The organism is Paenibacillus riograndensis SBR5 (assembly GCF_000981585.1).
In the GTDB taxonomy this organism is placed as follows: Bacteria; Bacillota; Bacilli; order Paenibacillales; family Paenibacillaceae; genus Paenibacillus_AQ; species Paenibacillus_AQ riograndensis.
Map to the genome: position 1 here is coordinate 7,752,886 of NZ_LN831776.1, position 26,140 is coordinate 7,779,025.

General features: G+C 50.3%; 20 protein-coding genes. 10 read left to right on the forward strand and 10 right to left on the reverse strand.

The genetic code is table 11. The features are described from left to right. Positions 1-21: 21 nt before the first annotated feature. Positions 22-879 carry a sugar phosphate isomerase/epimerase family protein gene (locus PRIO_RS32800; protein ID WP_020434357.1) on the reverse strand — a complete coding sequence of 286 codons (858 nt, stop codon included), beginning with the start codon at positions 877-879 and terminating at the stop codon, positions 22-24. Next, on the reverse strand, positions 876-1,934 hold the full coding sequence (locus PRIO_RS32805; RefSeq protein ID WP_039791500.1) for a Gfo/Idh/MocA family protein: 1,059 nt from the start codon (positions 1,932-1,934) through the stop codon (positions 876-878). Before PRIO_RS32805 ends, PRIO_RS32800 begins: the two co-directional genes overlap by 4 nt. A gap of 122 nt (positions 1,935-2,056) precedes the next feature. Between PRIO_RS32805 and PRIO_RS32810 the strand changes: the two genes are divergently transcribed. The 3 genes from PRIO_RS32810 (at position 2,057) to PRIO_RS32820 (ending at position 4,565) form a co-directional block, all read left to right on the forward strand. After that, a complete protein-coding gene (locus PRIO_RS32810; protein WP_020434355.1) occupies positions 2,057-2,926 on the forward strand; it encodes an AraC family transcriptional regulator in 870 nt (289 codons plus the stop codon). Between the two features lie 135 nt (positions 2,927-3,061). After that, positions 3,062-3,856: an AIM24 family protein gene (locus PRIO_RS32815; protein WP_020434354.1), complete on the forward strand. Its 795-nt coding sequence runs from the start codon at positions 3,062-3,064 to the stop codon at positions 3,854-3,856. Positions 3,857-4,019: 163 nt separating this feature from the next. Next, complete coding sequence (locus PRIO_RS32820; RefSeq protein WP_020434353.1) at positions 4,020-4,565, forward strand: MerR family transcriptional regulator; 546 nt, start codon at positions 4,020-4,022, stop codon at positions 4,563-4,565. 366 nt (positions 4,566-4,931) lie between these two features. Here the strand turns inward: PRIO_RS32820 and hprK are convergent, their stop codons facing one another. Next, positions 4,932-5,849, reverse strand: coding sequence for an HPr(Ser) kinase/phosphatase (hprK, locus tag PRIO_RS32825; protein ID WP_020434352.1), 918 nt, complete (start codon positions 5,847-5,849; stop codon positions 4,932-4,934). A 392-nt stretch (positions 5,850-6,241) separates the two neighbouring features. Here hprK and PRIO_RS32830 point away from each other — a divergent pair, with 392 nt between their 5' ends. The 4 genes from PRIO_RS32830 (at position 6,242) to PRIO_RS32845 (ending at position 11,907) form a co-directional block, all read left to right on the forward strand. Then, positions 6,242-7,732 (forward strand): PTS transporter subunit EIIC, encoded by a 1,491-nt coding sequence (locus PRIO_RS32830; protein ID WP_020434351.1) that lies wholly within the window; start codon positions 6,242-6,244, stop codon positions 7,730-7,732. After that, entirely contained in the window at positions 7,729-8,580 is an 852-nt protein-coding gene (locus tag PRIO_RS32835; RefSeq protein ID WP_020434350.1) for a PRD domain-containing protein, read from the forward strand. Before PRIO_RS32830 ends, PRIO_RS32835 begins: the two co-directional genes overlap by 4 nt. A gap of 278 nt (positions 8,581-8,858) precedes the next feature. After that, the gene (locus PRIO_RS32840; protein ID WP_020434349.1) at positions 8,859-10,340 is read left to right on the forward strand and encodes a glycoside hydrolase family 68 protein; all 1,482 of its coding nucleotides are present in this window, start codon (positions 8,859-8,861) and stop codon (positions 10,338-10,340) included. A 70-nt stretch (positions 10,341-10,410) separates the two neighbouring features. Continuing rightward, positions 10,411-11,907, forward strand: coding sequence for a glycoside hydrolase family 32 protein (locus PRIO_RS32845; RefSeq protein ID WP_407944511.1), 1,497 nt, complete (start codon positions 10,411-10,413; stop codon positions 11,905-11,907). Between the two features lie 78 nt (positions 11,908-11,985). Here PRIO_RS32845 and PRIO_RS32850 read toward each other — a convergent pair whose 3' ends face one another. The 3 genes from PRIO_RS32850 to PRIO_RS32860 all read right to left on the reverse strand — a co-directional run bounded on the left by PRIO_RS32850 (position 11,986) and on the right by PRIO_RS32860 (position 16,435). Next, complete coding sequence (locus PRIO_RS32850; RefSeq protein WP_020434347.1) at positions 11,986-13,509, reverse strand: malate:quinone oxidoreductase; 1,524 nt, start codon at positions 13,507-13,509, stop codon at positions 11,986-11,988. Positions 13,510-13,927: 418 nt separating this feature from the next. Beyond that, a complete protein-coding gene (locus PRIO_RS32855; protein ID WP_020434346.1) occupies positions 13,928-15,274 on the reverse strand; it encodes a glycosyltransferase family 8 protein in 1,347 nt (448 codons plus the stop codon). 120 nt (positions 15,275-15,394) lie between these two features. Continuing rightward, on the reverse strand, positions 15,395-16,435 hold the full coding sequence (locus tag PRIO_RS32860) for a sugar phosphate nucleotidyltransferase (protein ID WP_020434345.1): 1,041 nt from the start codon (positions 16,433-16,435) through the stop codon (positions 15,395-15,397). 204 nt (positions 16,436-16,639) lie between these two features. On the opposite strand from PRIO_RS32860, the gene PRIO_RS32865 reads away from it, so the two are divergent. Continuing rightward, positions 16,640-17,497 (forward strand): GNAT family N-acetyltransferase, encoded by an 858-nt coding sequence (locus tag PRIO_RS32865; RefSeq protein WP_020434344.1) that lies wholly within the window; start codon positions 16,640-16,642, stop codon positions 17,495-17,497. Between the two features lie 98 nt (positions 17,498-17,595). Here the strand turns inward: PRIO_RS32865 and PRIO_RS32870 are convergent, their stop codons facing one another. Continuing rightward, positions 17,596-20,499 carry an S-layer homology domain-containing protein gene (locus PRIO_RS32870; protein WP_020434343.1) on the reverse strand — a complete coding sequence of 968 codons (2,904 nt, stop codon included), beginning with the start codon at positions 20,497-20,499 and terminating at the stop codon, positions 17,596-17,598. Positions 20,500-20,713: 214 nt separating this feature from the next. Next, entirely contained in the window at positions 20,714-21,253 is a 540-nt protein-coding gene (locus PRIO_RS32875) for a DinB family protein (protein ID WP_020434342.1), read from the reverse strand. Between the two features lie 100 nt (positions 21,254-21,353). Here PRIO_RS32875 and PRIO_RS32880 point away from each other — a divergent pair, with 100 nt between their 5' ends. Beyond that, a complete protein-coding gene (locus tag PRIO_RS32880; RefSeq protein WP_081487383.1) occupies positions 21,354-22,229 on the forward strand; it encodes a M56 family metallopeptidase in 876 nt (291 codons plus the stop codon). A gap of 52 nt (positions 22,230-22,281) precedes the next feature. After that, positions 22,282-23,250, forward strand: coding sequence for an alpha/beta hydrolase (locus PRIO_RS32885; protein WP_231869792.1), 969 nt, complete (start codon positions 22,282-22,284; stop codon positions 23,248-23,250). Positions 23,251-23,351: 101 nt separating this feature from the next. Here PRIO_RS32885 and PRIO_RS32890 read toward each other — a convergent pair whose 3' ends face one another. Together PRIO_RS32890 and PRIO_RS32895 are read right to left on the reverse strand one after the other, a co-directional pair. After that, positions 23,352-24,116, reverse strand: coding sequence for an SDR family oxidoreductase (locus tag PRIO_RS32890; RefSeq protein WP_020434339.1), 765 nt, complete (start codon positions 24,114-24,116; stop codon positions 23,352-23,354). Positions 24,117-24,260: 144 nt separating this feature from the next. Then, a complete protein-coding gene (locus tag PRIO_RS32895; RefSeq protein WP_020434338.1) occupies positions 24,261-26,066 on the reverse strand; it encodes a helix-turn-helix transcriptional regulator in 1,806 nt (601 codons plus the stop codon). Between the last annotated feature and the right edge of the window lie 74 nt (positions 26,067-26,140).

The following is a 26,140-nucleotide window of genomic DNA, read 5'->3' on the forward strand; positions in this document are numbered from 1 at the left end:
GTAATCCTCCCTTGTCGTTGATTAGAGTGCGTTCCATGTCCGCTTGACGTATTCCAGACCCAGCCTGGTTCCCTTGCGGCATTCTTCCATCCCTTCGAATTCGATGGAGATATAGCCGTCATACCCGCTTTCCTTCACCAGTTGGAGCACACGCGGCATATCTATGTCGCCCTGGCCGACAATAGCACCCCTGAGCCAATTCCCGCCGGAGGACTGGAACCACCCTTCTCCCGGATGCCGGTCCTGTGGACGGATGTAGAAATCCTTGAGATGAACCATGGAAGCCAGCTTCAGATTGCTGGCCACAGCGATCAGCGGATTCTCATCGGCACACAGAAAGTTGCCAACGTCCAGTGTCGTGCGGAAGTTGTCCCGGCCCACGGCATTTACCAGCGCCTGCACACGGTCGCTGTGCTGAATGAAATATCCATGATTCTCCACACTGGTTGTAATGCCGAAGCCGGATGCATAATCAGCAATTTCACGGCAGGCTTCGGCCAGCTGCGGCAGCTCCTCCAAAAAGCGGACGATCGACAGATCGGGTGAAGAAGCCACATCATGCCGCATCCGCTGAATGCCAAGTGCCGCACATACATCCACTTCCCGCTTGACCCGCTCCAGTTCCCGCCGCCGCTCCGCTGCCTCCAGCCCGGCAAAATTTGCTCCGATCGCATAGTTGGACAATTCGAGGCCACGGTCTGCTGCTGTCTGGAGGATGACACCCACCAGCTCCGGATTGTCGATCAGATTGAAGCCCAGGGGCACAATCTCCGCATGTTCTGCTCCCAGATCGGCAATCGTCTCAAGGACGCCCTTCAGTGTCAGCTCTCCGGCTGCAAAAGCCGAATGCAGACTATAGGTGCTGATCCCCAGCTTCATAATTTCACCTCTTCACCTTTGGCTGCCGAATCGTAGATCCCGCTAAGAATCCTCATGATTGCTACCCCGTCCTGTACAGGACTTAGCGGCTGCGAGCCGCTCTGCACGCAATGAGTGAAATGATCTATCTCGTTCTGGAATGCACTGTTGAAATCAAATCCCTTATGATCGGTCTGCGGATAGATATTAACGATGGTATTCGCCCGCTCACTGACGATGACCGTCTCCGGATCGATTTCAAAGCCGCCTTTCTCACCGTAGAGGCTCACTGACCGCCCGTCTTCCTTGGCATGCAGCGTAAAGCTGACATCCACCAGCAGCGAAGCGCCGTTCTCGAACCGGATCAGCGCATTTGCCAGATCCTCCACCGTGTTGTTCGCCGCATCGTAGTCGGCAGCTTTATAGAAAGAAAGATTCTCCACATTAGCCCGGTTGCCCAGCTTCCGGTATGTGTTGGCGCTTACGGAAACCGGCTTCGGGCGGCCCATCAAATACCAGCATAAATCGATCACATGGACTCCGATGTCGATCAGCGGCCCACCGCCGGAGCGTTCGATATCAGAGAACCAGCCGCCCGGATTGCCCAGGCGCCGCAAGGTTGTCGCCTTCGCATAATAAATTTCGCCGAACTCCCCTGCCCCCGCCAGCTTCTGAAGCAGCTGGACGTTGGCATCGTAGCGGCGCACAAAGCCCACTTGCAAAATCTTGCCGCTCTCTTCCACTGCCTGCTGAACCTGAACAGCTTCCTCCAGCGTGCGGCAGAGCGGCTTCTCCACCAGCACATGCTTGCCGGCCTTCAGCGCCGCAATGCTAATCTCGGCGTGGGAATTGTTCCAGGTGCAGATACTGACCGCATCGACGCCGGAATCTGCCAGCAGCGCGCGGTAATCCGTATACACTTTTTCGGCGCCATACTCGGCGGCTGCCGCCCTTGCGCGCTCTTCGTTCAGGTCGCACACCGCATATACAACCGTCTGCGGATTGTTCCGGTAGGCATTCAGATGCATGCCTGAAATGGAGCCCGTTCCTATTACGCCAATCCTGATCATATCCATTACCTTCTTTCCTTGATTTGCATCACTTCTGATTCGTATTATAATGATTTCAACCATGAACACCATGCAGAGCCTTGCGGTCTTATTTGTACAATTGTGCTGTGGGAGGAGGATATCCAGAAATGCTGAATTATGATAAACATCTTCGGGAGCCTATGGACATGCCGGACCCCGGGTTTCCGATCAAAGTCCATACCCAGCGCTTCGACAGGGAGGGAGTTGTGACGTTCCCCCATCACTGGCATGAGCATCTGGAATTTTTGTTCATTGAGAGCGGCGAGGCTGTGTTCGAATGCGGACGGACGCCGTTCTCCGTCCGGGCCGGCGATCTGATCGCCGTGAACAGCAACGAGCTGCATTACGGCATCAGCGCTTCGGATGATTTGCTCTATTACGCCATTATTGCGGACACCGCACTCTTGCACAGCGCCGCCAGTGATTCTGCCGAGACCAAGTTCATCGCACCGATCCGGCAGAACCGGCTCCTGTTCAGCAACCATGTCTCCGGAGACCAGCATATTTCCGGCTGTGCTCTAACCATTATCCGTGAGCTTGAACGCCGTGAATTCGGCTATGAGCTGGCGGTGAAGGCTGAGCTGTACCGGCTGCTTGCGCTGCTGCTGCGCAGACATGGCGTAACCGAGTTGTCACAGGCCGAACAGACCCGGCGCATTCAGACCATTGAACGCTTCGCACCTGTGCTGCGCCATATTGACACCCATTACCAGGAGCCGATTTTCGTAGAGGGCCTGGCAGCTTTGGCAGGACTGAGCCGCTTCCATTTCAGCCGGCTCTTCAAGGAGCTGACGGGACATACCGTCTCCGAATATGTCAATGCTGTCCGGCTGGACCGGGCCGACTACATGCTGCGCCATACTCAGCTTACCGTTTCCGAAATCGCCGCAGCCACCGGGTTCAACGACATTTACTATTTCAGCCGCACCTTCAAAAAGCATAAACAAAGAACCCCCTCCAGTGTGAGGGGGTTCTAGGGTACGCTAACAGCTGTCCATCATCCCTATCGCCAGTTGCCGGCAAGGAGATAGAACTTATGTGTCGAATACCTTAACTTCGAAGCAGAACTGCTTACGCTTACGACATCACTGCCAGCAGAGGAGAAGATCAATATGGCCTACACTATCAATAATTTGAAAGATAACAGCAATGTTGTGATCAAGGAACAGCTCGGCGGATTTACGGTTATCGAATACAAAGAAGATTTGAGCACCACCACCTTGGCGGAAGCACAGTCCAACTTCTTCATGAGCAAAAGCAATATGCGCAACAAGCAGCTCATGATAGAGCTGAATAACAGCGAGGTTACCCTGAGCGCGGGGGCGATGCAGTATATGGTCGGCAATATTGAAATGACCTCAGGGGTAAAAGGGGTCGGCGGCCTGATGAGAAATATCGTATCCAGTGCCGCAACCGGGACCAGTGCGATTAAACCTCTCTACAAAGGCACCGGTACGATTCTGCTGGAAACCACCTATAAATATCTGTGGCTGATTGATGTCGACAACGATCATATCGTCATTGATGACGGCCTGTTCCTGGCCTGTGAATCTTCACTCCAGCTCGCCGTCACCGCACGCAAGAGCCTTTCCTCCGCCGCACTGGGCGGAGAAGGGCTGTTCAATCTGAGCGCCAAAGGCAAAGGAATTCTGGCCCTGGAAGCACCGATTCCTTCCGAGGAAGCCGTCGTCATTGAGCTGCAGAATGATGTGCTGAAGGTCGATGGCAATTTTGCGTTAATGTGGTCGAACACGCTGGACTTCACCGTCGAGAAATCGGGCAAAACCCGGCTCGGCTCTGCCGCTTCCGGCGAGGGTCTGGTCAATGTGTACCGGGGAACAGGCACGGTCTGGCTGGCTCCGCTCACCTCATACAGAAATAGTCTGTTTCAGGCGAATACCCCCTAAATAATTGCTCGTAATACCACTTTGTTTATCGAATCAGCACTTCCTTTGTCACCCGTGCAGGGAGCCGCTAATGAACAACGAATTGTTCATAGCAAGAGGAAATAGATGCAGTCATTTCAAGGCCTGTATCCGTTTCAAGACTACCTGAACTGGAGGAATTGATATGGAAATGCTGAAAACGAAGGATGCCGCAGAGCTGCTGTCTGTCAGCCAGACAACCATCAAACGCTGGGCTGCCATGTTCCCTGATTATTTTCCAAAGGACCGGTTTGGACATTATATATTCTCAGAGCAGGAGATTAGTCTGTTAAAATCGATTAAAGAGCGCATCAATCACGGGGAAGTGCTAGAGTATATGAATCTGGGTTCCGCAGCAGGCATCCAGCCGCCTGTATCCCAACAGGAGAACCCGCTCCACCACACACAGGACTGGCCTATGGGCGATATGCTGTCCCGGATCGATTATATCGAACGCTCACTGGATCACAAAGCTGACGAGGTAGTCTCAGTCCAGCTGCTCCAGCAGCGCGCGGAGCTTGAGGACCTGCGCCAAATGATCAAGCAGTTAGCCGTATCCCTGGAAACTATCCAGAAGCCTGGCGCCCCCTCCCTTTCTTCGCATGATGAGCTGCATCCCGTTGCCGCTAAGAAGCTCAAGACTCCGCCAAGGAAGCGCGGGCTGCTGCGGAATATTTTTTCCTGCCTGTAGAACGGATTATGCTTATTCAAGCAGAAACGGCTTCCGGCCTTTAAAAGGACGGTATCGACTGTCCTTCAGCAGCTCCAAGTGGAAAAAGGATAACTAATTTGCTCGAACGCCCTGTTCTCCGCAGGTTAAGTGGAAAAAGGATAACTAATTCAGCACATTTCGCCCTTAATTCGGTAATATGGCCCAATTAAGTTCCCTTTTTCCACTTAAATCTCACAATTGTTGATTTCCGAGAGAAATAAGTTCCCTTTTTCCAACTAGAACTGTTCACCTGCTCCCACAACTTAAAAAACCGTCCCCTCTCCAAAGGGTAACGGCTTTCATCTAGATCATTCCGGTTAGCGGAGCTTGCCCTTCAGTATCTCCTTAGGACTGCATCCCGTCTTCGATCCGCTTCATGAATTCTTCGGCGGCGCTGTAGCCAAGCTGCTTGAGGTACCAGTTGTTAGCCGCTGCCTCAATTAATCCGGCTACATCGCGCCCCGGCTGAAGCTGGACCTCAATATGCGGAATTTGGACACCGAGATATTCCGTGAACTGGGGCACCAGCTCCAGCTCGTTGTTCAGCGAATTTTCCCGCCATGGGCAAAGCTCAATATCAAGCACAATACGCGTCTCGTCCTGAAAGGCCTTGCGTCCGTATTGGCGCACAACATTGATCAGGCCGATGCTGCGCAGCGCGAGGAATTCACGTGTGGTCTCATTATGTGTCCCGAGCAGCGTTGACGGGCCCAGCTTCTTGAGCACCACAATATCATCCGCCACGAACCGGTGGCCTCTGCGGATAAGGGTGTGTGCAGTCTCACTTTTGCCGATCCCGGATTTGCCTCTAAGCAGAATGCCTATGCCTGATACGTTCACGCATACCCCATGGATCGACAGCTCGGGTGCCAGCGCCTTCACCAGATAGCTGTCCAGCTTGGCAATGAACTCCGTTGTGGTGTCCCCGGTCCGCAGCAGCGGAATCCCCTCCTGGTTGCAAAACAGCGTCAAATAAGGAATCTCCTGCTGCCCCGACGTCACGATAAAACACGGGGGATGATATTTGACGATGTTCCCGATATGCAGCTTGCGTTCTTCTACGCTTAGTGTCAATAAATAGTTGATTTCCTTACGGCCGAGTACCTGTACCCGCTCCATGGGAAAAAAATCAAAATAGCCGACAAACTCCAGCCCCGGTCTATGCGTCCTTGGACGGGTAATTTCGCGGTCCATACGGCTGGCACCCGCCAGCACTTCCAAATGGAACTTTTCCGTAAGACCTTGAACAGTGACAGACTTCATATTGTTCTCCTCCTGCGGCTTGGATGTATTCGGAATACGCCTGTATTTCGATCCTTTGCTTCCGGTTTATATTCAACGATCCACTTTATATTCAACGGTCCACGGGAACATTCCTGCAAATGATTGATACGGGCTGCCAGCAGCTCCGGTTCGAAAGGCCAAAGAGTGAAGGAGTGAGTCGGAATACCTGCTTTACCGCAGCAAGGTGGTAATTCCTGACCATTGATTTTGGAAACAATCATTGTCACAATAGGATTACATCCAAATATTACGAAGTTGTTACTTTTGGAGGCAGGCAAAGACCTGATAAGCGCCATGATCGGCCGTTCTGGAAAGGAAGGAACGATGCTTGGCTCTGAAGGTCTTTTTTTATGTTTTGAGGAGGCGCTGCTATGCCCCATGACAATATCCCCATAGAACAAGATGGACTGACTACAAAGGAAACCCGCAGCCCGGCGGGGGAATTGGCTGAACGCCTGATTGGCTTGTCGGGAGGCGCCGGCAATGTGCTGGAAGCCATTCACTGCACAACCCGGCTTCGCCTTAGGCTGCGGGATAGCTCCCGGGTGGATGAGGCCGGACTATCGGGCATACAGGAGGTCCAAGGCGTATTCTTCCGCACCGGACAGCTGCAAATTATTCTGGGATCGGCCAATGTCTTCAAGGTCCACCGTCAGGTTGTCCGCATCCTTCAAGAAGGCGGGGCCAAGCAGCAGCCGGAGGGTACCGGTGATCTGTCCCAAAAGAACCGTCAGGAGCAGCAGGGCGTGTTAAAACAGATAGCTGATGCGGTCAGCTTCTTCTCGGACATCGTCGTGCCCATGATTCCGCTCTTTGTCGGGGTCGGACTGCTGCTCGGTCTGCTCAGCATGATGGAGGTTTTCGGCTGGGCCCCGCGGGATAGTGCCGCGTTTCGGACCTTGTCCTTATTGACCGGATCGGCATTTCAGATGCTGGCGGTAATGTTCGGTTATCATACGGCCAAGAGATTTGGAGGCACGCCGCCGCTCGGTGCCGTAATCGGCCTTGTCATGACCCATCCCGGTCTTCTGCATGTCACCGGATTCGGCAGAGCCCCGGTAAGCTCCGCAGATGTAATGATCGCGCCGCAGTTCGGATATCAAGGCGCGGTCATTCCCACAATTCTTGCGGTATTGGTAATGACGCTGATCGAGAAAGGGCTGCGCCGGATGCTTCCTGCATCAGCTTCGCCGATGCTGATCCCCTTTCTAAGCCTGGCCTCCGGAGGCGCGATTGCCATCCTGGCCATCGGACCGCTGACCTCTGAGCTTAGCGCTTCTCTCGGCAGCATGCTGGAGCTTGTATTCAGATCGGGCGGTACGGTGTTTGGCCTGCTGCTTGGCGGAATCTACAGCTCGCTCGTTGTGAGCGGCCTGCATCACGGGATTCAGGCCATAGAGATCGGACTGATCACCAATCCAGATATCAGCGTCAATTTTCTGCTCCCTATCTGGTCTATGGCAAATATCGCGCAGGGTGCGGCCGGACTGGCTGTGTATGCCAGAACCCGGGACCCGGCATTGCGCAAAATAGCGCTGCCCGCCTCAATCACCGCCTTCTTGGGAATTACCGAACCGGTTACCTTTGGGGTCAACCTGAAGCTTGGCCGCCCTTTCCTGGGCGCTGCGGCAGGAGGGGCTGCAGGAGGCGCTTATGTTGCCTTTCATCAGGTGGCGGCCGATTCGTTCGGCCTGACCGGAATTCCGATGTTCGCTTTTACCGTCCAGCTTGGACAGCTGAATGTTATCCATTATGCGGCCGGTTTTCTGCTGGCAGCGGCAACAGCCTTTGCGGTTACCTGGGTCCTTGGTGTTGACGAGCCGTCTGGTGATGGAACAAAAAAGCATAGGAGAATAACATGAAGATCAAAAAAATTCTGAACAACAACGCGGTTGTAGTGAACGACCTCGGCGAAGAAAAGATTGTCATGGGATCCGGGATTGCTTTTCAGAAAAGGAAAAACGATATTATTGATCCGTCCCTTGTTGAGAAAGTGTTTATTATGGACGACCCGGATCAATACGGGCATCTGCAGGAAATGCTGGGTACACTGCCCGAAGAGGAGATTGCGGCATCGGAACAAATTATTACGTATGCTGAACATGAGCTGGAAGTGACGTTCAATGAACATATTCATATTGCGCTGACGGACCATCTCTCCTTTGCTCTGGAGCGGATCCGCAAAGGAACGATGATCCAGAACACGCTGCTGGATGAAATCCGCATTTTATACCCGAGAGAGTTCCAGATTGGGCTGCATGCAAAGAGCATTATTCGTGAAGCCCTGCAGGTGGATATCCCCGTGGATGAGGTGGGATACATCGCGATGCATATCCATACCGCCTGGAAAAACGCCGGGGTCCGCGGGTCCGCTGCCGAAACGGCGGCAATGATCCGCGATCTTGCTGAAGGCGTGGAACAGGCCGCCGGCATTACGCTGGAACGGGGTTCTGCCAACTATGAGCGGTTGGTGACCCAGCTGGAAAATATCCTGCGGACCGATGAAAACGGCAAGCTGCTGAGCGAGCTGAACCCGGAGATTGTACGGATTGCCAAAGAGCGCTATACCTTGGCTTATGTGCAGGCCACAGAGATCAGCAGGCTGGTTGAGGAGGATTATAGCTATGTTCTCAGTGACAGTCAGCGGGTATGTCTTGCTATGGAGATCAACCGGATCAACACCCGGTCGGGAAATGGTAATATATCCTAATTTAATATTTTAGGCCCATAGACCCTAGATACTATAATAAATAACAAAAAATGATTGTTTTTTATCCTAAAAAAATAGGAGTATCAGTCTATAGCTATTATCCGTTATAAAATTATAGAATTAACGCGACAACAAAATATGTCGGGATTGTTACTGTTAAGCAGGCAAGACCTAAAAATCCGTTTGGGAATCGATGCGTCCGCGTGTCCCCAAGGGTATTTTTAGGTCTTTTTTCTGTTTAAGAGAAAATTTGATCAGAGAAAAGGAGACAGGGAAATATGAATATCAAAAAGATGGCACGACAAGCAGCAGCAGTAACCTTTGCAACAGCTTTACTTGCAGGTGGCGGAGCTTCGGCTCTGGCGAAGGGGAATAACAATGGAGATTATAAGGGGAATAACAGTGGGGATTACAAAGAAAGCTACGGTTTTTCCCATATCACCCGCGAGGACATGCTGAAAATACCGGAACAACAAAAAAGCGGGCAATTTCAGGTTCCGGCGTTCAATGCCGCTTCAATCCAGAATATTTCTTCTGCAAAAGGCTCGGATCAGTGGGGCAACGCCATCGACCTGGATGTCTGGGATAGCTGGCCGCTGCAAAATGCGGACGGAACCGTTGCCGAATATAATGGCTATCATATCGTGTTTGCGCTGGCGGGAGACCCCAAAAAAGGATGGGACACCTTCATCTACATGTTCTATCAAAAAGTGGGTGACACCTCCATTAACAGCTGGAAAAATGCCGGCAGAGTTTTTAAGGACAGCGATAAATATGTTCCAAACGACCCGATTCTGAACAAGCAAGCCGAAGAATGGTCCGGTTCCGCAACCTTGACGAAGGATGGCAAAGTCCGCCTGTTCTATACCAACCGCCAAGGCTGGGACCCGGCACACGGATTTTTTGGCAAGCAGACCCTGACCACAGCGCAGGTGAATGTGTCGAAGCCGGATGCGGATACGCTGAAGGTGGATGGCGTGGAAGATTTCAAATCGGTCTTTGACGGAGACGGAAAGTTCTATCAGAATGTGGATCAGGCTTTCGGTGGAGGCGATTATGCGGATAACCATACCTTAAGAGATCCTCACTATGTTGAGGATAATGGCCGTAAATACCTTGTTTTTGAATCGAATACCGGTACGGAAACGGGTTACCAGGGCGAAGAATCGCTGTACAACAGATCCTTCTACGAAGGAAGCAAGGTCTTCTTCGAGAATGAAAAAAACAAGCTGCTGTCTGGCCCTAAGAAATCGCTGGCAGCATTAGCGAACGGATCACTGGGGATTATCGAGCTGAATGACGACTACACCCTGAAATCAGTAATGAAGCCGCTCATCGCCTCCAATACCGTAACCGATGAAATTGAACGGGCGAACGTGTTTGAAATGAATGGCAAGTGGTACCTGTTCACGGATTCACGGGGCTCCAAAATGACCATTGACGGAATCGGCGCCAATGATGTATACATGCTGGGCTATGTAGCAGATTCATTGACCGGTCCTTATAAACCGTTGAACGGAAGCGGGCTTGTGCTGCACATGAACCTTGATCCTAACGACCTTACCTGGACATACTCTCACTTCGCCATCCCGCAGGCCGAAGGAAATAATGTGGTCATCACCAGTTATATGACTAACCGGGGATTGTATGCCGAGCAGCATTCCACTTTTGCGCCCAGCTTCCTCGTGAATATTAAGGGCTCGAAAACTTCGGTTGTCAAAGACAGTGTCCTTGAACAAGGACAATTGACGGTGAAGTAGCCTTTTGAACCCGAAAAAGCGTGTATGGCTACAGCATTCCCTTTTAGCCGCGATTGGCTTGGGCCTTATCATCGCTATAGGGGCGGCGGCTTACTATTCCGGAAGGAACAATATCCCGGAGGAGGCCGCCCCTTCTCATTCACCGCCGGCCTATCGGGCGGCCTACCATTTTACCACACCCGATAAGTGGATGAACGATCCGCAAAGACCTGTTTATCTGGACGGGGTATACCATTACTACTATCTGTACAACCGCGACTATCCCGCTGGAAATGGTACTGAATGGCGGCACGCGGTATCTGTTGATCTGGTGCATTGGACAGATGAGGGAATCGCCATCCCCAAGTATACAACCCCCAATGGTGATCCCTGGTCAGGGTCGGTAGTTGTGGATGTGACAGGATCAGCCGGTTTCGGAAAAGGGGCTGTTGTCGCGATTATGACCCAGCCCTCCGCCGATGGCGGGCAGCAAGAGCAATATTTGTGGTACAGCACCGACCACGGATACACCTTTCGCCCTTACGGACATGCTCCCGTTTTGCCCAATCCGGGAACAGCCGACTTTAGAGATCCAAAGATCATTTGGGATGACCTCTCCCGCAAATGGGTCATGGTCTTGGCTGAAGGCACAAAAATAGGCTTGTATGAATCCAAGAACTTAAAAGCCTGGCACTATATGAGCGGTTTCGTAACAGAAGGTATCGGAATTGTGGAATGCCCGGATCTTTACCTGATGCATGCGGAGGACGGGGCTTATAAATGGGTGCTCGGCGCCAGCGCCAATGGCATTGACTCAGGGAAACCCAACACCTATGCCTACTGGACAGGAGATTTCGACGGCGTGGCATTTCTCCCTGACCGGAAGGAGCCGCAGTGGCTGGATTACGGCTTTGACTGGTACGGTGCCGTAACCTTTGAGGATGGAACAAGCCGCGACGCCACCCATCATCGTTACGCTATGGCCTGGATGAATAATTGGGAATATGCCCAGCATACGCCGACGATGCGGGAAGGCTTCAACGGAATGGATTCGATTGTCCGTCAAATTGAACTGAAGCAGGCTGGCGGGGACAGCTATCGGCTTGTGTCAGAACCTCTTGAAGCCTTAAGCCAAACGGCCAAGGAGGTAGCCACTTATGAGCGCTTCGATGTGAAGGGCTCTAAGACACTTCCTGTCACGGGCGATTCGTACGAGCTTAACACCGATATCACTTGGTCTGAGCTTAAGAATGCCGGTGTCAGACTTCGGGAATCAGCGGATCAAAGCCGTCATGTGGATGTAGGAGTTTTTGCCGAGGCCGGGTACACTTATGTCAATCGGGCCTACACCGGGAATCCCGACAAAAGCGGAAAATATCTGGAAAGCACAGCTCCCTTTGATGTAAGCAAAAAGAAGATCCACCTGAAGATTCTTGTGGATCGGACGAGCGTTGAAGTGTTTATTGATGACGGCTCCGTCGTATATTCCAATGTCGTTTTTCCTGAATTAGACGATAAGGGGATCACACTGTTTTCCGACGGCGGCACAGCGGTTTTCAGCAATATTGTGATCAAGCCATTGAAATAAGGTTCCTCAGCATTCACCCGATTCCTAGTCAGCCGGAATCGGGTGTTTTCTGTTCTATCCGATCACTGTGCATATGACCTACGAAGAACTTGAAATAGGAGCCTTTTTTTCAACCTCCCCTGCTCTGCTCGTCAGATTTAGGGAGCGGTCCGTTAATTTCTGAATTTCGTTGATCAGTTTAGGGTTTTCCATAAGAGTGACGCCATAGGCAGGAATCATTTCTTTTATTTTCGGCTCCCACGCCTTGAGCTGCTGCGGAAAGCATTTGCCAATGACTTCAAGCATGACCGAAACGGCGGTAGAAGCACCGGGAGAAGCACCCAGCAATGCGGCTATCGACCCATCGGCGCTGCTTATGACTTCGGTGCCGAATTGAAGCGTGCCTTTGCCGGCTGCCGTATCTTTGATGATCTGCACGCGCTGGCCCGCCACTACCAGGTCCCAATCCCCGCTTTGGGCGCCCGGGACAAATTCCCGTAAGGCTTCAATGCGCTGATCTTTTGATAACATCACCTGCCCGATCAGGTACTTGGTCAATGAAAGATTCTTCGCACCTGCCGCCAGCATTGTGGTAAGATTACCCGGTTTTACAGAAGTTATCAGATCAAACACCGAACCGTATTTCAGAAACTTTGGCGAGAAGCCGGCAAACGGCCCAAAGAACAGCGATTCTTTTTTGTCGATGACTCTGGTATCCAGATGCGGGACAGACATAGGCGGAGCACCGAGTGCAGCTTTTCCGTATACTTTGGCATGATGCTGTGCAACAATGTCCGGCTTCTGGCACACCATAAACAGCCCGCTCACCGGAAAGCCTCCAATGCCCTTCCCCTCAGGAATACCGGATTTCTGCAGCAAATGCAGACTCCCGCCCCCGCCGCCGATAAAGACGAATTTCGCGGAATGGCGCGTAGTGGTACCGTTCTCGAGATTCCGCACCTTCAGGTCCCAGGAGCCGTCGCCGGCACGTTTAATATCATCGACATTATGCTGGTATCTGATATCCGTGTTGTTACTCTGTAAGTGGTCAAACAAAATGCGCGTTAACGCGCCAAAGTTCACATCCGTACCTGATTCAATCCGGGTCGCCGCGATGGGCTGGTTAATTCTTCTGTCTTTCATCATAAGCGGAATCCATTCCATCAGCTGCTCCGGATCCTCGGAAAATTCCATTCCCTGAAACAGCGGATTTTGCGAAAGCGCTTCAAATCGTTTTTTCAAAAAGGTCACGTCGGCTTCCCCTTGCACAAAGCTCATATGGGGCACGGGTACGATAAAATCCTGCGGATGCTGTATCCGCTTGCTTTTCACCAGATACGACCAGAACTGCTTGGAAAACTGATACTCTTCATTCACTTTTATAGCTTTGCTGATATCGATGGAGCCATCCGGCTGCTCTACGGTGTAGTTCAGCTCGCAGAGCGAAGAGTGCCCGGTTCCTGCATTATTCCATTCATTAGAGCTCTCCTCACCTGCACCCGCCCGCCGCTCAAACACTGTGATTTTCCAGTCCGGCACTAATTCTTTTAGCAGTGAACCTAACGTCGCACTCATGATTCCGGCACCAATTAAAATAACATCTGTTTTTTGTCGGTTGCTCATTTTTACCGTCCTTCTACCCTACGGATTTGCAGGAAGGATTAAGGCGCTCCTGCTTAGGCGCCATACAAGCTAGGATGCAGCCAAAGCCGCATACCTTTAATGGATTAAAGAAGACCTATTCTTAGTGTATCACTATTATTTATAAATTTTAATATTTATCTATTTTTTTATAGAAAACGGAATCATTTCATGATCATATTGCCGCATATGTGCTTATTCTCTATTTTGTGGATATGCCGTTACCCCTTCCTGCCGTTTACATACTTTAAATGGAGATCGTATAAACGCACACAGTATCGTTGTTATTGGAAAACGGGCACTCTATATGTATCTGGGCGAAATAAAGAAGCAGATCTGTCCAAATCCCCGACAATTCTGCTTCTTTGGCGCTTGCTATCTCAAAGACGGACTATGCCCATCAGCCTGCTTTATGAAGTTTACGCTGATGCTTACGCTTCAGAGAGTGTCTGCTTTTTCTCAGTGAAAGCCGTTTGATTACATGTTTTCTTCTGCTCACGGTCCGCAGTTTTCCCGTTCTGCTCACGGTCCGCAGTTTTTTCCTTCTCAGTTTCAGAATTCTTCTCTTTACATACCGGTACTTAATCAGTCTTGCGCGCTTAATCGAACGATATCTGGCGCGGATGATTCTTTTTCTTCTCAGTCTGCGTTTCAGCCGCAGGGTTCTGCGGATTTTCCGTCTGTGCCGCTTCACTGGAAGGTTATCCGGAGGCGGAGCAGGCGCTTCAGCGACCGGAATTTCCTGAACGGGAGGGGCCGGAAGCTGAATGTCTTGAACCGGAGGGGCTGGAAGCTGAATGTCCTGAACCGGAGGAGCCAGGAACTGGGCTTCTTGGACCGGAGGAGGCAGAAACTGAAATTCTTGAACCGGAGGTTCAGGGAAATGAACTTCCGGAGCAGGCGGTTCCACCGGGATGTCAGCCAGAGCCGGCTCGAAAGCTGCCTCGATAACCGGCTCCGGCGCATACCCTCCTCCCCAACCCCAGGGGGTCATGGCACGGAAATTATTGTATAACGTTACATGAGGTGAATCTGCATCCCACCATTTGTTTTCTCCGGCGAAATGAATAATTTTATGCTCTAAATCGAGTTCATTCTGCGCGAACGTATTAAAACACTGGTCCAATTGTAAATAGTTGCAGCTGTACACCGCATTCAGAACATCTTGGTCTGGCATTGTCATCTTTGGAAAATTACGCAGGAAATTAAGCATTTCTCCATACCAGTTGTCTTTTTTGCGGATATTGTCCAGGTGAAACAGAATGACGCCTGAGTTAAAATAGAGCTCCGCGCTTAGTCCCATGGAGGTAAAGTACTCCAGCAAGTTTTCCCCTTGATCCAATACTGCACCCAAATAACGATCTCCCAGGTCAATGCTCCATAGTTCATTAATATCCATATTGACCAAAATGTCGCAATCCAGATAAATCACTCTGTCTGTCTGAATAATTATCGGGAGCAGCAAACGATACATACTGGCCATTGTCCAGTAGTCGATTTTATGCACGCCTGCTGCCACTTCCCGCATATCTCCAGGAATTGTAACATGATAAAAAAAGATGTTGTGATGAAATACATCGACCATTTGAGTGAGTTTTACCTTGTTTTCCTCACTTAAGGAATCATCATGCACAATGTGCACATTGATCGTTTGCTCGGTCTTGGAAAAAATTGAGGCAAGAACTACAGCCGCATGCTCCGTATAACTTCCATCTTTATCGTTAATCGTTAAAACCAATTCAACCATTATCAAAGATCACCTACCTTTTAAAGTATACTAATGCACAGTTACTTGATGCACTCGACTACTTTAAGTGTATGTTTACCCTGGTGACCGGATTGGACTATTCCCCAGTTCTTACCCATTTTATTTTGAATCGTTCTGCAAGCCCGCTTGAGTTCTTGTGACTGATGCACGATCGCCTAGAATATGGCGGGCCGGCTGCTCTTGGATTTCTTGTTCAGCCAGATGAACATAGGAGCCAAAAACACTTCCCTCCGCATGAACATGGGACAAGGTCACCTGATCCGTCAAAATGCTGTTGGACAGAATGCAATCCTCGACCACACTATTCGGGCCAATATACACATAAGGTCCAACCACACTGTTCATCACGGTGGCGGTCGGATCAATCCTAACCGGAGGAATCCACTGGACAGAGCTGTGCATGCCGGATGGTTTTACAAAGTTCTGTGGATCTTGACCCATCTTGTAGCGATTCGCTTCAAGCCATCTGTCGTGGGTTCCGATATCAAAAAACGGTTCAGCCGCTATGCTGTACACCACATGTCCGCCTTCTGTTATTAACAACTGAATGGCATCCGTCATCTCGTATTCTCCACGCGGGGAGGGTGTTAGCCTGTCCATTGCCGGCCAGATCGCTGCAGTAAGAGCGTATACGCCAACAATAGCCAAATCGGATTTGGGGTATTTAGGCTTTTCCTCCAAACCGATAATTTGCCCGGCATGGACGGCAGCGACACCAAATTGACCAGGGTCCTTAACCTGCTGAAGCAGTATTGAAGCCGCAGCATTGTCTGTTTCCAATGACCGGATTAAAGGCGCTATATCACCTTCATACAAATTATCGCCAAGCATCAATACAAAAGGGGAATCCGCCATAAATGACTTCGCGCTTTTCACCGCATCCGCCAGCCCCATAGGTTCTTCCTGCATAAGAAAGGTTAACGAGGCATTCCACCGCTCCCCGTCCCCGATTGTCCGCCGGATCTCTCCCTGCGTATGGTTCACAACGATTCCAATCTCGGTAATTCCGGCGGCAACAAGCTTGTTAATAATGGAGACAAGAATATACTCCCCGTTAACAGGCAACATGCACTTTGGTTTGGTATAGGTTGAAGGCTGCAGTCTGGTTCCCCGGCCAGCGCATAAAATTAATCCTTTCATAAAAACATACCCCCTGCTTATAAAGTTAGTATCTTCGGATTTGGTGTAAATGAGTTCTCTTTACATTTTATGCACAAGCTATAAAGGAGCTTGGGTATATAATAAGCAGCAATGACCTATTAAACTATGATTCCGAAAGATATAGGCTAAGTAGAGGAGTTTATAGTAAAGTTGAAAGACCTTTAACCTTAGAGGAGAGATTACATGTCCAAAAACATCGTTCCCCTGCTCTATCATTCCAAGGAACAAATCGCTGGCATTACCCGGCTTGAGCAGGATTGCAGCCAATCAGATTCTTTCTACATCAATGCAGGCATTGAGCATCTCGCCAAAGCCGGTGGAGATCACGGAATCCTGTGTTATCAGGACAATCAAATCATCGGCCTGCTTAGCTGGTATACCGCTGACGGCAGCATCGCGAATATCAATGCCATCGTTCATCCGGGGCACCGCCGCCAGGGAGTATTCCGCAGCCTGCTCCAACGTGCTGCCGAGGATATGAAACCTCAAGGCATAGAAGCTCTCTGCTTCCGGGTTCCTCAAGGCTCACAGGCCGGACTTGCCGCTGTGCAGTCTCTTGGAGCAGTCTTTAACCGCTCTGAATACTTGATGACATTGAAGCCTATGAAAATTAACAGCCCAGTATCTTCCGATCTATCTCTATTTCCCGCCCGGCCCGAAGACTTTGAGTTTATGGTAGCCTGCTCGTCTGCGGCTTTTGGCGACCCGGAGGCTTGGACGCGCAAATATTTCACCGGAACCAATGAACCGGGCCGTGCCACTTATGTCGCTTGGATGAATCATTACCGGGTCGGGCTTATCCGTTTCAATGACTTGAATGGAAATACGGCGATCATCCATGATTTTTGTATTTTGCCCACTCATCAAGGAAAAGGGCTTGGACAGAACGTTCTTATCCTTGCGTTGGAGCTCTTATTACAGAAACCCTATCAGCAGATTCGTCTAAGTGTTGTCACGGATAATGAGCGGGCCTTGAATCTATACCGCAATGCGGGCTTTGAGGTTAAGACTGAACACCAGTACTACATGAGCAGCCTATAGTACCGGGCGTACAGCCCATTCACCGCGCAAGCCATTGGCTTTATTTCCCCATAAAAAAACGGCTGGTTTCAGGTTTCCCTGATCCAGCCGTTTTTTGATTATTTTAATATTACATTATCAATTAGTATTGCCGTATCGAAGACACTGTCTCCTTGATCCCAAACATGGAAGCGGAGGACAATTGAAGCCTTACCGGCAAATTGGCTTACATCGAATTGTACATGCTTCCAATTCGTCATGTATGCTGTCTGATCCCCGCCGTAGAAATCAATCGCTACTTTGTTCTCATCAATCCAATATGCCGTGGATTCATTAATCGATTCAGTGCCGATAATAACGGACTCGTCACCATAGACATTGGACGTCACCGTATTGCCACCATTCACGTGAGAGGTAATGACGGAAGCCGTATTGATGTATACACTTGAAGTTACCGTTGCTTTAAAAGTGTCATTGTATTTGGTTCCAACGTATTCCTTAGGTTCCTCAGAAATGAAGTTGTAATCGAACGATAAGGTCGTGGCTCCCGCCGGAACTATGAAACTTTGCTCGATATAACTATCTGAATTGTAGTCGTAGCCTCCGTTATCGTTGTTCTCAAACCCAAGGCCAGTGCTGATAATAGCCATGTAGTTCCCCTCTGTCGGCTTAAGCGGCCCCAGCTTGGAGATCACCCGGACATCCCCGTTTCCATTCCAGCCGGTCCAGTTTCCGTTTTCAAAGGTTCCGTTGATCACGCCTTCTGTCTTAACGCCTATGTTGCTTCCTTTCATGGCGAACGCTGCCAAACCATCGTTTGCTCCATGGGCCGCCACTGCTGCCTGAAAAGCTTCTTTGGTTGTCATGTTCTCACCGGCCAATGCGGTGGAAACGGATTGGGCAATTGCCTGATCATAAGCAAGCTTTACATAATCTGTATACCCATAATATGTGCCAGCACCATTGTTAATGAACGCATCTGCCATGGAATCGTTATATGAGCTCCGGCAACTGCCATTATATACGATCGTACCAGGAAGCATATCGTTATACCGTGTAATAAAAGAAGGCGTAATAGCATAATAACCGGAGACAATTGCCAGTCTTCCCTTTTTCAAGTCCAGCTCATATGCTTTTTTGCTCTCTGCCGTCGCCTTTTCTCCTGTCAGAAACATTACCTGCGGTCCGGCATATTTGAAATCAATACCGTATTTATTATGGAGTTTCTGGAGCACAGTTTCATCATAGAAGGTATCCCCATGAGTGTCTAAAACCACGACTCCATACTGATTCAGTCTTTTAAAGAAGTTAACGTTCGCCGCGGTATCTTTTACTCTCTCCGCAAGGAAGGAGTGATTCGACTGGTTGAAGCTATTATATACAGCGTCATAAACTGTCGATGATGTAAGCTTGCTGGAAAATGGAGAAATCACAGCAACCCGCTTGCTTCCTATTGTGGCTACGGTTTGTTCCGCGTTTTGCGTTAGCGCCTCAGCTGCCAATGCATTACTGGACGAAGCCTCTTCTATGGTACTGCTTAACCCTTTAGTATTCTCAGGCGCGGCGGATATCCCCCCCAGAATCCCGTTGTCCAGCAAATACCAGATGCTTCCTCCCTCACCCGAAATACCAGCATGCTCTACTTCGTCTTGTGCTTTGAGCCATGCCACTGTTTTTTCCTTTGCTTTTTGCACATCGCCATATTCAGTGGCCAGATGATCAAGCTTAGCCTGCGTGTTATTTTCAATGATTTCTGTTTGTGCAAGCTGTTCATCCGTAAGATGCTTCATTACAGATAATTTAAAGACTGTGCTGCTCGGCACATCTCCTGCAAACGCCTGCAGATTTATGTAGCCCTCCGTACTTTCAGTCAATACTGCTTTGCCGCTGTAGATCCCGTCTGCCTTAAGACTGTCTCCATGATCTGCCGAACCATCATCATACAGTGAGATGATCTGGGAAATCACTTTGCCGCTGTCATCTACTTTATAGACACTCGCATTTACCGTTTCCGCTGAATTAAGCGATGAACGGAATATGACTTCGGTTGGCTCTTCCGCATAAATGGCATCTGTGTTCTCCCCCTTCACCACAATCTGGAGACCGCTTACCGGTGCAGGTGCTGGCGTTGCCGGTGTAGGTGTAGGCGTCGCCGGTCCAGGCGTTGCTGGTCCAGGTGTTGCTGGTCCAGGCGATGTCGGTGCAGGGGTTGGAGTTGCCGGTGCAGAGGTTCCCGGTGCAGAACCCCCCCCAGAAGTCCCACGGTCAGTTGTTACCTGGGTTGCAGCCGGGGTTGCAGCCGGGGATTCTACGGGATTCTGACCCTTGGCAGCCTCTTCAGCAAGAAGCTGCTTGGATTTCTCGACATACACTGACTTATTGGTTTTGAACTCATAAGCCAGACGAGCCAGGGCCTGGCGCTCCGCATGCTCTTTCGGTTTAAATTTCAGCGTCCCGTCACTGCCTTGGACCCCGTTGATGAAGCCATTTTTGAAGGCAAGGGATACTTGCGCTTTTGCCCATTCGGATACCTCTAAGATATCCGACAGCTTGCTATCAACCGGAAGCTTCTTCGCTGTATCCTCCAATCCGAAAGCTCGGATGAAAAACACGACCAGCTCTTCGCGGGTGACATTTGAATTAGGGCTGAAGGTAGTCGCCGATGTTCCTTCCGTGATACCCGACTCTACGAGTGCACCTACATAGCCGCGGTACCAACTTTTCGAGTCAACGTCTTTAAACGGTGCCGCCTGGTCACCATTTACTTTCAAACCGAGGGACAGGACGATAATTTTAGCCAGTTCTGCGCGTGACATAGCCTTATTCGGTTTAAAGGCGTTATCTTCATATCCAGAGATTATTCCTGCTTCTGCTAATGATTGAATCTCCTTTTGCGCATAAGAGCCAGCGATGTCTTTGAACTGCGCAGCCTCACCAAATACCATATGTGGCATAAGGGTGCTTACTAACAGAGCAAATACAATCATCAGACTGGCTTTACGGCGTACTGCATGGAATAGCATTGTCGTCTCCCCTTTTTTATGTAAAATATCATTGAGTATTGTCGTCTTATTAGGTCCTAAGGATGGTATTTTAGACCATAATTCGACAACTCCTTGATTTTACAATAGGACCCGGGGAGTTTACAATCTTTATCGGTATTCATTTCCAGTACTTAAAGCGGACCCTTTAGACCTAATTAAGTAGTGAAAATAATCATATCTTTCTCTACCGTTGTTATGCGCTGCCTTCCAAAAATTGTGTCAACCGGCCCATCTGCAGCAGATGATGACGGTAGTGCATTTCAATAAGCAAAAACCATTCTTGTGCATTGAGCGGACCGAATCGCGGATGGGGCACCGTATTCTGCATAGTCCCCTTTTCAAGCTGTGGCAGGATTTCTTTCATGCGGCCGATCACTGTATATAATCCCTGAATCAGCTGTTCTTTGCTCTCTGGCTGCCCCGGGGTGTACTGCGGGGATGGCGGGACATGAACACGTATTGGCGGAAAGCTTCCCTGATCGAATATAGCTGTGCCTTCTTTAGTTTTTACCGTTATAGGGGCTGCAGCGTCCTCGCTAGAGGCCAAGCATTGTTCAATATTGCGAAGCTGCATATACAGCGCCGAGTTAATTAAATGCTGATACATTTGTCCAAGCGACCACTCGTCCTCCGCAGGCTGACGCTTCAACTGCTCCATGCTGAAACTATCTAATTCCTGAATATAGTGATTTGCAGTTTCTTCAAAACGCTGTAATGCTTCGGTGGTATTCATGTTCTTCTAACAGCTCCTTTATAAACTATCTATTATGAGTATAGAAAAACGCTACTGACAACGGTATGTCAGTAGCGTTTTAACCTTTTCCGGCCCTAGAATCGTTCATATACTGTGGCTCTTTGTGTTGATTAAGCTGCTTGTTCCAGTTGCTCCGCAAAGCCCTGTCAGCCTGTTCAATCTGTTCCCGCACGCTGTGCCTGCTCCAGCTATAGTACAACCGTCCCTTGCAGATCAAATCTATGAGGAAAAAGAGGCTGGACAACATTGGATAACTATCGGGGCGCTTGTCTGGTTTGGCGGACTTCTATTTTTGGGCGGATATTACTTGTGGAGCGTGCTGGTATTCAGAAAAAGAGTTGGAAACTCCCGCAAGCCCGTCACCCAAGAGGTACTCCCTATTCTTGAAGCGTGCACAAAAAAATTGAATCTTCATCAAACGGTTCCCATCTATGAGACAAGCAGTCTGCGCAGCCCCTGTCTTCACGGCTTATTACGGCCTGCAATTTATTTGCCTGAGGATATTGCCGTGATCGCCGATTCGAATCAGCTGACACACATCCTGATGCATGAGCTTACCCATTACAAGCGTAAGGATTTGTGGTTCAACTTCCTGTGGACGCTGTCGATAGGGCTGCATTGGTACAACCCTTTTGTCTGGCTGGCCGTAAGGAGAATGAAAGCCGATCAGGAGGTTGCCTGCGACGCCGGTGTTCTTGAAGTGCTGGGCGCACGTGAATCTTCGTCATACGGCATGACTCTGCTGATGCTGTCGCGGTTATTTTCCCAAAAACCTGTTCCCGGGGTCAACCTGACACATTTTTGGGAGCACAAGAATGAAACGAAACGGAGAGTTATGATGATTACCAGGTTCAAAAGAGGTTCGTACATTGGCTGTCGAGCTCCCCAACACTGTCAGTATCCATTTCTCCACTTTAACGGAAACTTAACTCCACCTCTTAGTGGCTTATTATAGTTAAGCTTCAAGAAAGGTAGAGTTACGTTGCCTCTAAGACTGGCTTGTTATAATGGATGAATCAGATCGTGAAGGGGATGGGCAGATGAGGAAAATCTTCTCTTTTTTACTTAAAGCAATCATATCCTTGTTTATATTAACCGGGCTTTTTCTGGGGACTGTTTATATAGTGAATGTGATCAGCAGCAAATCGGAGGCAGCTAAAATCAAAACCTATGGCCAGCTTGTCTCTGTGGATGGGAAAAACATGAATGTTACGATTCAAGGAAAAGGCGAAGAAACCGTCGTCCTCCTGCCTGGTTATGGGACAGCGGCACCGGGGCTTGATTACCAGCCGCTTGTGAAAGAACTATCCCCATTTTATAGAGTGGTAGTGATCGAGCCCTTTGGCTATGGACTAAGTGAGGTCAGTGATAAAGCACGAACCATCGAAAACATCGTTGCTGAAATTCATGAATGCCTGCAGCAATTGAATATTCACCGTTACACGCTGATGGGCCACTCCATTGCCGGAATTTACGGACTGGACTATGTGAACCAATATAAGGACGAGGTTACCGCATTTGTCGGGATCGACAGCAGCTTTCCGACGCAAGGCGGATTGGAGGAGCTTCCGGCAGGAGCCTACAAACTGCTCAAAAACTCAGGCTTCTACCGGTTGCTGGTGAAACTGAACCCTGACCAGATTATTGCACCTGCCGTGGATGCTGAAACCAAAGCGCAGATCCGCATGCTCTCTCTCAAAAATATGATGAACCCAAATATCATCAGTGAAAGCGAGAACTTCAAGCATAATTTTCAAGCTGCAGAGTCCTTCAGCTTCCCTGCGGATCTTCCAGTAATCTTCTTCCTGGCAGACGATAATATGGATGTACCGGACTGGGTGCCCAAGCATAAAGAACAGATCAAAGATTCTGTACATGGTAAAGTCATGACCTTGGAAGGGGAGCATTATTTGCACCATACCCGTTCCAAAGAAATCGTTCAGAACTTCAGAAGTTTTATGGCAGGAATACAGTGAGGTGCGAGACCGGATAGAAATCGAGTAGGGGGCGGCAAGCCCCCGTCCTCTTACACCACAAGTACATACGGGTCCGCATACGGCGGTGCCAAAAGGTGGACCTACAGGTGTGATCCGCCGCTTGCATCAAGCAATTGGCCGGTTACCCAGCGGCTGTCCCGCGCAGCCAGAAAGGCAGCAATATCAGCGATATCTTCGGGCTCTCCCCATCTGTTGAAGGCGGAAAGGCCGGCTGCATACTTCTGGCCTTCCGGGTTCTGCAATGTTCCTGCATTCATCTCTGTGTTAATAATGCCCGGCTGGATAGCGTTGACTGTAATATTGCGGGGCCCCAGTTGTTTGGCCAAAAGCTGCGTGAACGTATCGATGGCCCCTTTTGACATGCTGTAGCAAAACACACTTGGAGAGGCTGCGCGTGTCACAAAGGATGAAATATTAATAATGCGCCCGCCGTCCTTCAGACGCGGCAAAGCTTGCTGGGTAACAAAAAGCGGCGCCTTGACGTTGATCCTCATTACTTCATCAAAAGATTCTTCCGTCGTCTCTTCCAGGGTAACCATTTGGCCGATCCCGGCATTATTGACAAGAATATCAAATCCGCTGCCGTCCGTTTGTTCCCGAATAACGTCATCTAACGACGAAAATAAATCGCGAATGCCATCGAGAGTGCCCAGATCTGCGCCAATCACGCATGCGTTCCCTCCGCTTTGCCTGATTTGGTGAACAACGGCCTCCGCCTCGCTTCTCCTTTTTCCATAGTGCACGGCAATATACGCGCCCTCTTGTGCCAGACGCAATGCGATACTGCGCCCGATTCCCCGGCTTGCTCCAGTGATTAAAGCGAGTTGACCTTCCAACCTGCCCATGCTCTCATCTCCTTTATCCGAATTCAATACAGTTATATCACAGAGTAATTTTTGAAATGTTGCTCTCTTATTTGCTACCCAGGCAAGTCTAATAAAACTGAACGGCTGCATGTCCGGTTAGGGACGGCGCAGCCGTTCAGTTTTTCAATTTTGATATATTCGAGGCTGCTGCACCAGTTGTTCTTTCTTGCTCTTCTCCACAGCCTCGTCGCGGTCGCCCACCTGCAGTTTCAAGTAAATCGCAGAAATATAGTTTCTTACGGTCCCCTCCGACAAATGCAGCTTCTGGGCAATCTGCTTGTTGCGCAGTCCCTCCGTTAATTCCTGCAGAACCTCCAGCTCCCGCTCGGTCAGGTCATACGGATTCAGCGGGGCTTCCAGCTGCTGATCCTGGAACAGCTGCTGGGCCACCTCTTGCGAGATCATGGTCCCGCCTCCGTAGATCAGCCGGATGGTCGCGGCCAATTCCTTAGGATGGAGCGTCTTCAGCAGATACCCCTCTGCACCAAGCCGCAGCGCTTCTGCCGCATAGGTAATCTCCTCAAAGGTTGTAATGATAATGACCCGGACCTCCGGCCACTTCTCCTTAAGCTGCCGGGTAGCCTCCAGGCCGTCCATTTCCGGCATATGAATATCCATCAGAACAATGTCCGGCTGCTCAGCGGCGCACTGCTCCAGCGCCTGCTTGCCGCTCGCGGCTGTGCGGAGCCGGAAATCCTTTTCCTCTCCAAGCAGCAGCCTCAGACTCTCGCGGACCAGCGGCTGGTCATCTGCCAGCAGGATATCAATCCGCCGTTCACCTTCCTGCGTCTGGTTAGGGATGATGCAGGTCACCAGCGTACCGTCATTCTCCTGGGAATCGATATAGAGCTTGCCCTGCAATGCCGCAAGACGCTCCTTCATCCCCGTCAGGCCGAAGCCGTAGCGCAGCTGTGCAGTTCCCTTGCCGTTATCCTGAATCTGCAGCATGAGCTGGGCCGGATCATATTGCAGAACCACCCGGATGGCGCTGGCCTGCCCATGCCTGCTGGCATTGGTCAGCGCCTCCTGCAGCGAACGGCTTAGCGTATGCTTGGCCTGCTTAATCACTGCATAAGGCTCGCCCATCGTACGGAACGACAGGGTGACCCCCGTATTGGATTCGAACTGCCCCGCGATCTGCATCAAGGCCCGGTCCAGGGTCACCGGCTCCTCCAGCGGGTCCATCTGGTGGACCTGCAGCCTCACATCGTCCAGCCCCTTGCGGGCCAGCTCCAGTACTCCCTGAAGCTTATGCTCACCTTCCTGGGAAGCTACATGCGGCTTCAGCGTTTCAAGCCCCAGAATGATCGAGGTATAGCTGTGCCCAATGGTATCATGCACTTCCCTCGCCATCCGGTAACGTTCCTCCAGCAGGGTCATGCGCTCAATCTGAGAAGAATATTGCTCCAGAATGGCGTATTGCTCGTTGACCAGCGCCAGTTTTTGCCGGATTCCGTTGATCGACTTAGCTCCCACCTGCAGTCCATAACCGGCGGCATACACGAACAAGCCGTCCGACAGGCTCAGCCAGATGAGCGGATGCGACAGGCCCGCCTGTATTGTGGGTCCGGCGCTTAAGCTGAACAACAATAAGGTAAGCGGAAGTGTGTAGAAGTGCGCCTTGCCCCGGGTATGGAAAGCAAGCATCAGCACGGCCGGCAGGAACAATCGCGTTAAGCCAAAATAGTACGCCAGCGCCAGCGCGATCCCGCCTGCCAATATAAATTCCAGAAGAGCATACCGCGTTGTGAAATTCCGTCCAACCCATGAGGGAACTACGCCGCCCAGCAACACCGCTGGCAGCACAAGCAAGAGCGGAAAATCCGGTTTATCCTGATACATCAATATAATGACGGCCATGCTCCATAACAGGCGCAGGAGCAGAACGGTTAGATCTTGCCAAGCCCACCGGGCTTTATTCTTTTGCATCAATCAGCAACTCCAATTCTGCTTGATCTGGTGTCACATCCATCCTATGACACGCAGTAACTGGTCAATATGAC

Excerpts from the sequence above, each read along its gene's own strand:
- PRIO_RS32800 (WP_020434357.1), bottom strand. The coding sequence starts at position 879 with ATGAAGCTGGGGATCAGCACCTATAGTCTGCATTCGGCTTTTGCAGCC.
- PRIO_RS32805 (WP_039791500.1), bottom strand. The coding sequence starts at position 1,934 with ATGGATATGATCAGGATTGGCGTAATAGGAACGGGCTCCATTTCAGGC.
- PRIO_RS32810 (WP_020434355.1), top strand. The coding sequence starts at position 2,057 with ATGCTGAATTATGATAAACATCTTCGGGAGCCTATGGACATGCCGGAC.
- PRIO_RS32815 (WP_020434354.1), top strand. The coding sequence starts at position 3,062 with ATGGCCTACACTATCAATAATTTGAAAGATAACAGCAATGTTGTGATC.
- PRIO_RS32820 (WP_020434353.1), top strand. The coding sequence starts at position 4,020 with ATGGAAATGCTGAAAACGAAGGATGCCGCAGAGCTGCTGTCTGTCAGC.
- hprK (WP_020434352.1), bottom strand. The coding sequence starts at position 5,849 with ATGAAGTCTGTCACTGTTCAAGGTCTTACGGAAAAGTTCCATTTGGAA.
- PRIO_RS32830 (WP_020434351.1), top strand. The coding sequence starts at position 6,242 with ATGCCCCATGACAATATCCCCATAGAACAAGATGGACTGACTACAAAG.
- PRIO_RS32835 (WP_020434350.1), top strand. The coding sequence starts at position 7,729 with ATGAAGATCAAAAAAATTCTGAACAACAACGCGGTTGTAGTGAACGAC.
- PRIO_RS32840 (WP_020434349.1), top strand. The coding sequence starts at position 8,859 with ATGAATATCAAAAAGATGGCACGACAAGCAGCAGCAGTAACCTTTGCA.
- PRIO_RS32850 (WP_020434347.1), bottom strand. The coding sequence starts at position 13,509 with ATGAGCAACCGACAAAAAACAGATGTTATTTTAATTGGTGCCGGAATC.
- PRIO_RS32855 (WP_020434346.1), bottom strand. The coding sequence starts at position 15,274 with ATGGTTGAATTGGTTTTAACGATTAACGATAAAGATGGAAGTTATACG.
- PRIO_RS32860 (WP_020434345.1), bottom strand. The coding sequence starts at position 16,435 with ATGAAAGGATTAATTTTATGCGCTGGCCGGGGAACCAGACTGCAGCCT.
- PRIO_RS32865 (WP_020434344.1), top strand. The coding sequence starts at position 16,640 with ATGTCCAAAAACATCGTTCCCCTGCTCTATCATTCCAAGGAACAAATC.
- PRIO_RS32870 (WP_020434343.1), bottom strand. The coding sequence starts at position 20,499 with ATGCTATTCCATGCAGTACGCCGTAAAGCCAGTCTGATGATTGTATTT.
- PRIO_RS32875 (WP_020434342.1), bottom strand. The coding sequence starts at position 21,253 with ATGAATACCACCGAAGCATTACAGCGTTTTGAAGAAACTGCAAATCAC.
- PRIO_RS32885 (WP_231869792.1), top strand. The coding sequence starts at position 22,282 with ATGGATGAATCAGATCGTGAAGGGGATGGGCAGATGAGGAAAATCTTC.
- PRIO_RS32890 (WP_020434339.1), bottom strand. The coding sequence starts at position 24,116 with ATGGGCAGGTTGGAAGGTCAACTCGCTTTAATCACTGGAGCAAGCCGG.
- PRIO_RS32895 (WP_020434338.1), bottom strand. The coding sequence starts at position 26,066 with ATGCAAAAGAATAAAGCCCGGTGGGCTTGGCAAGATCTAACCGTTCTG.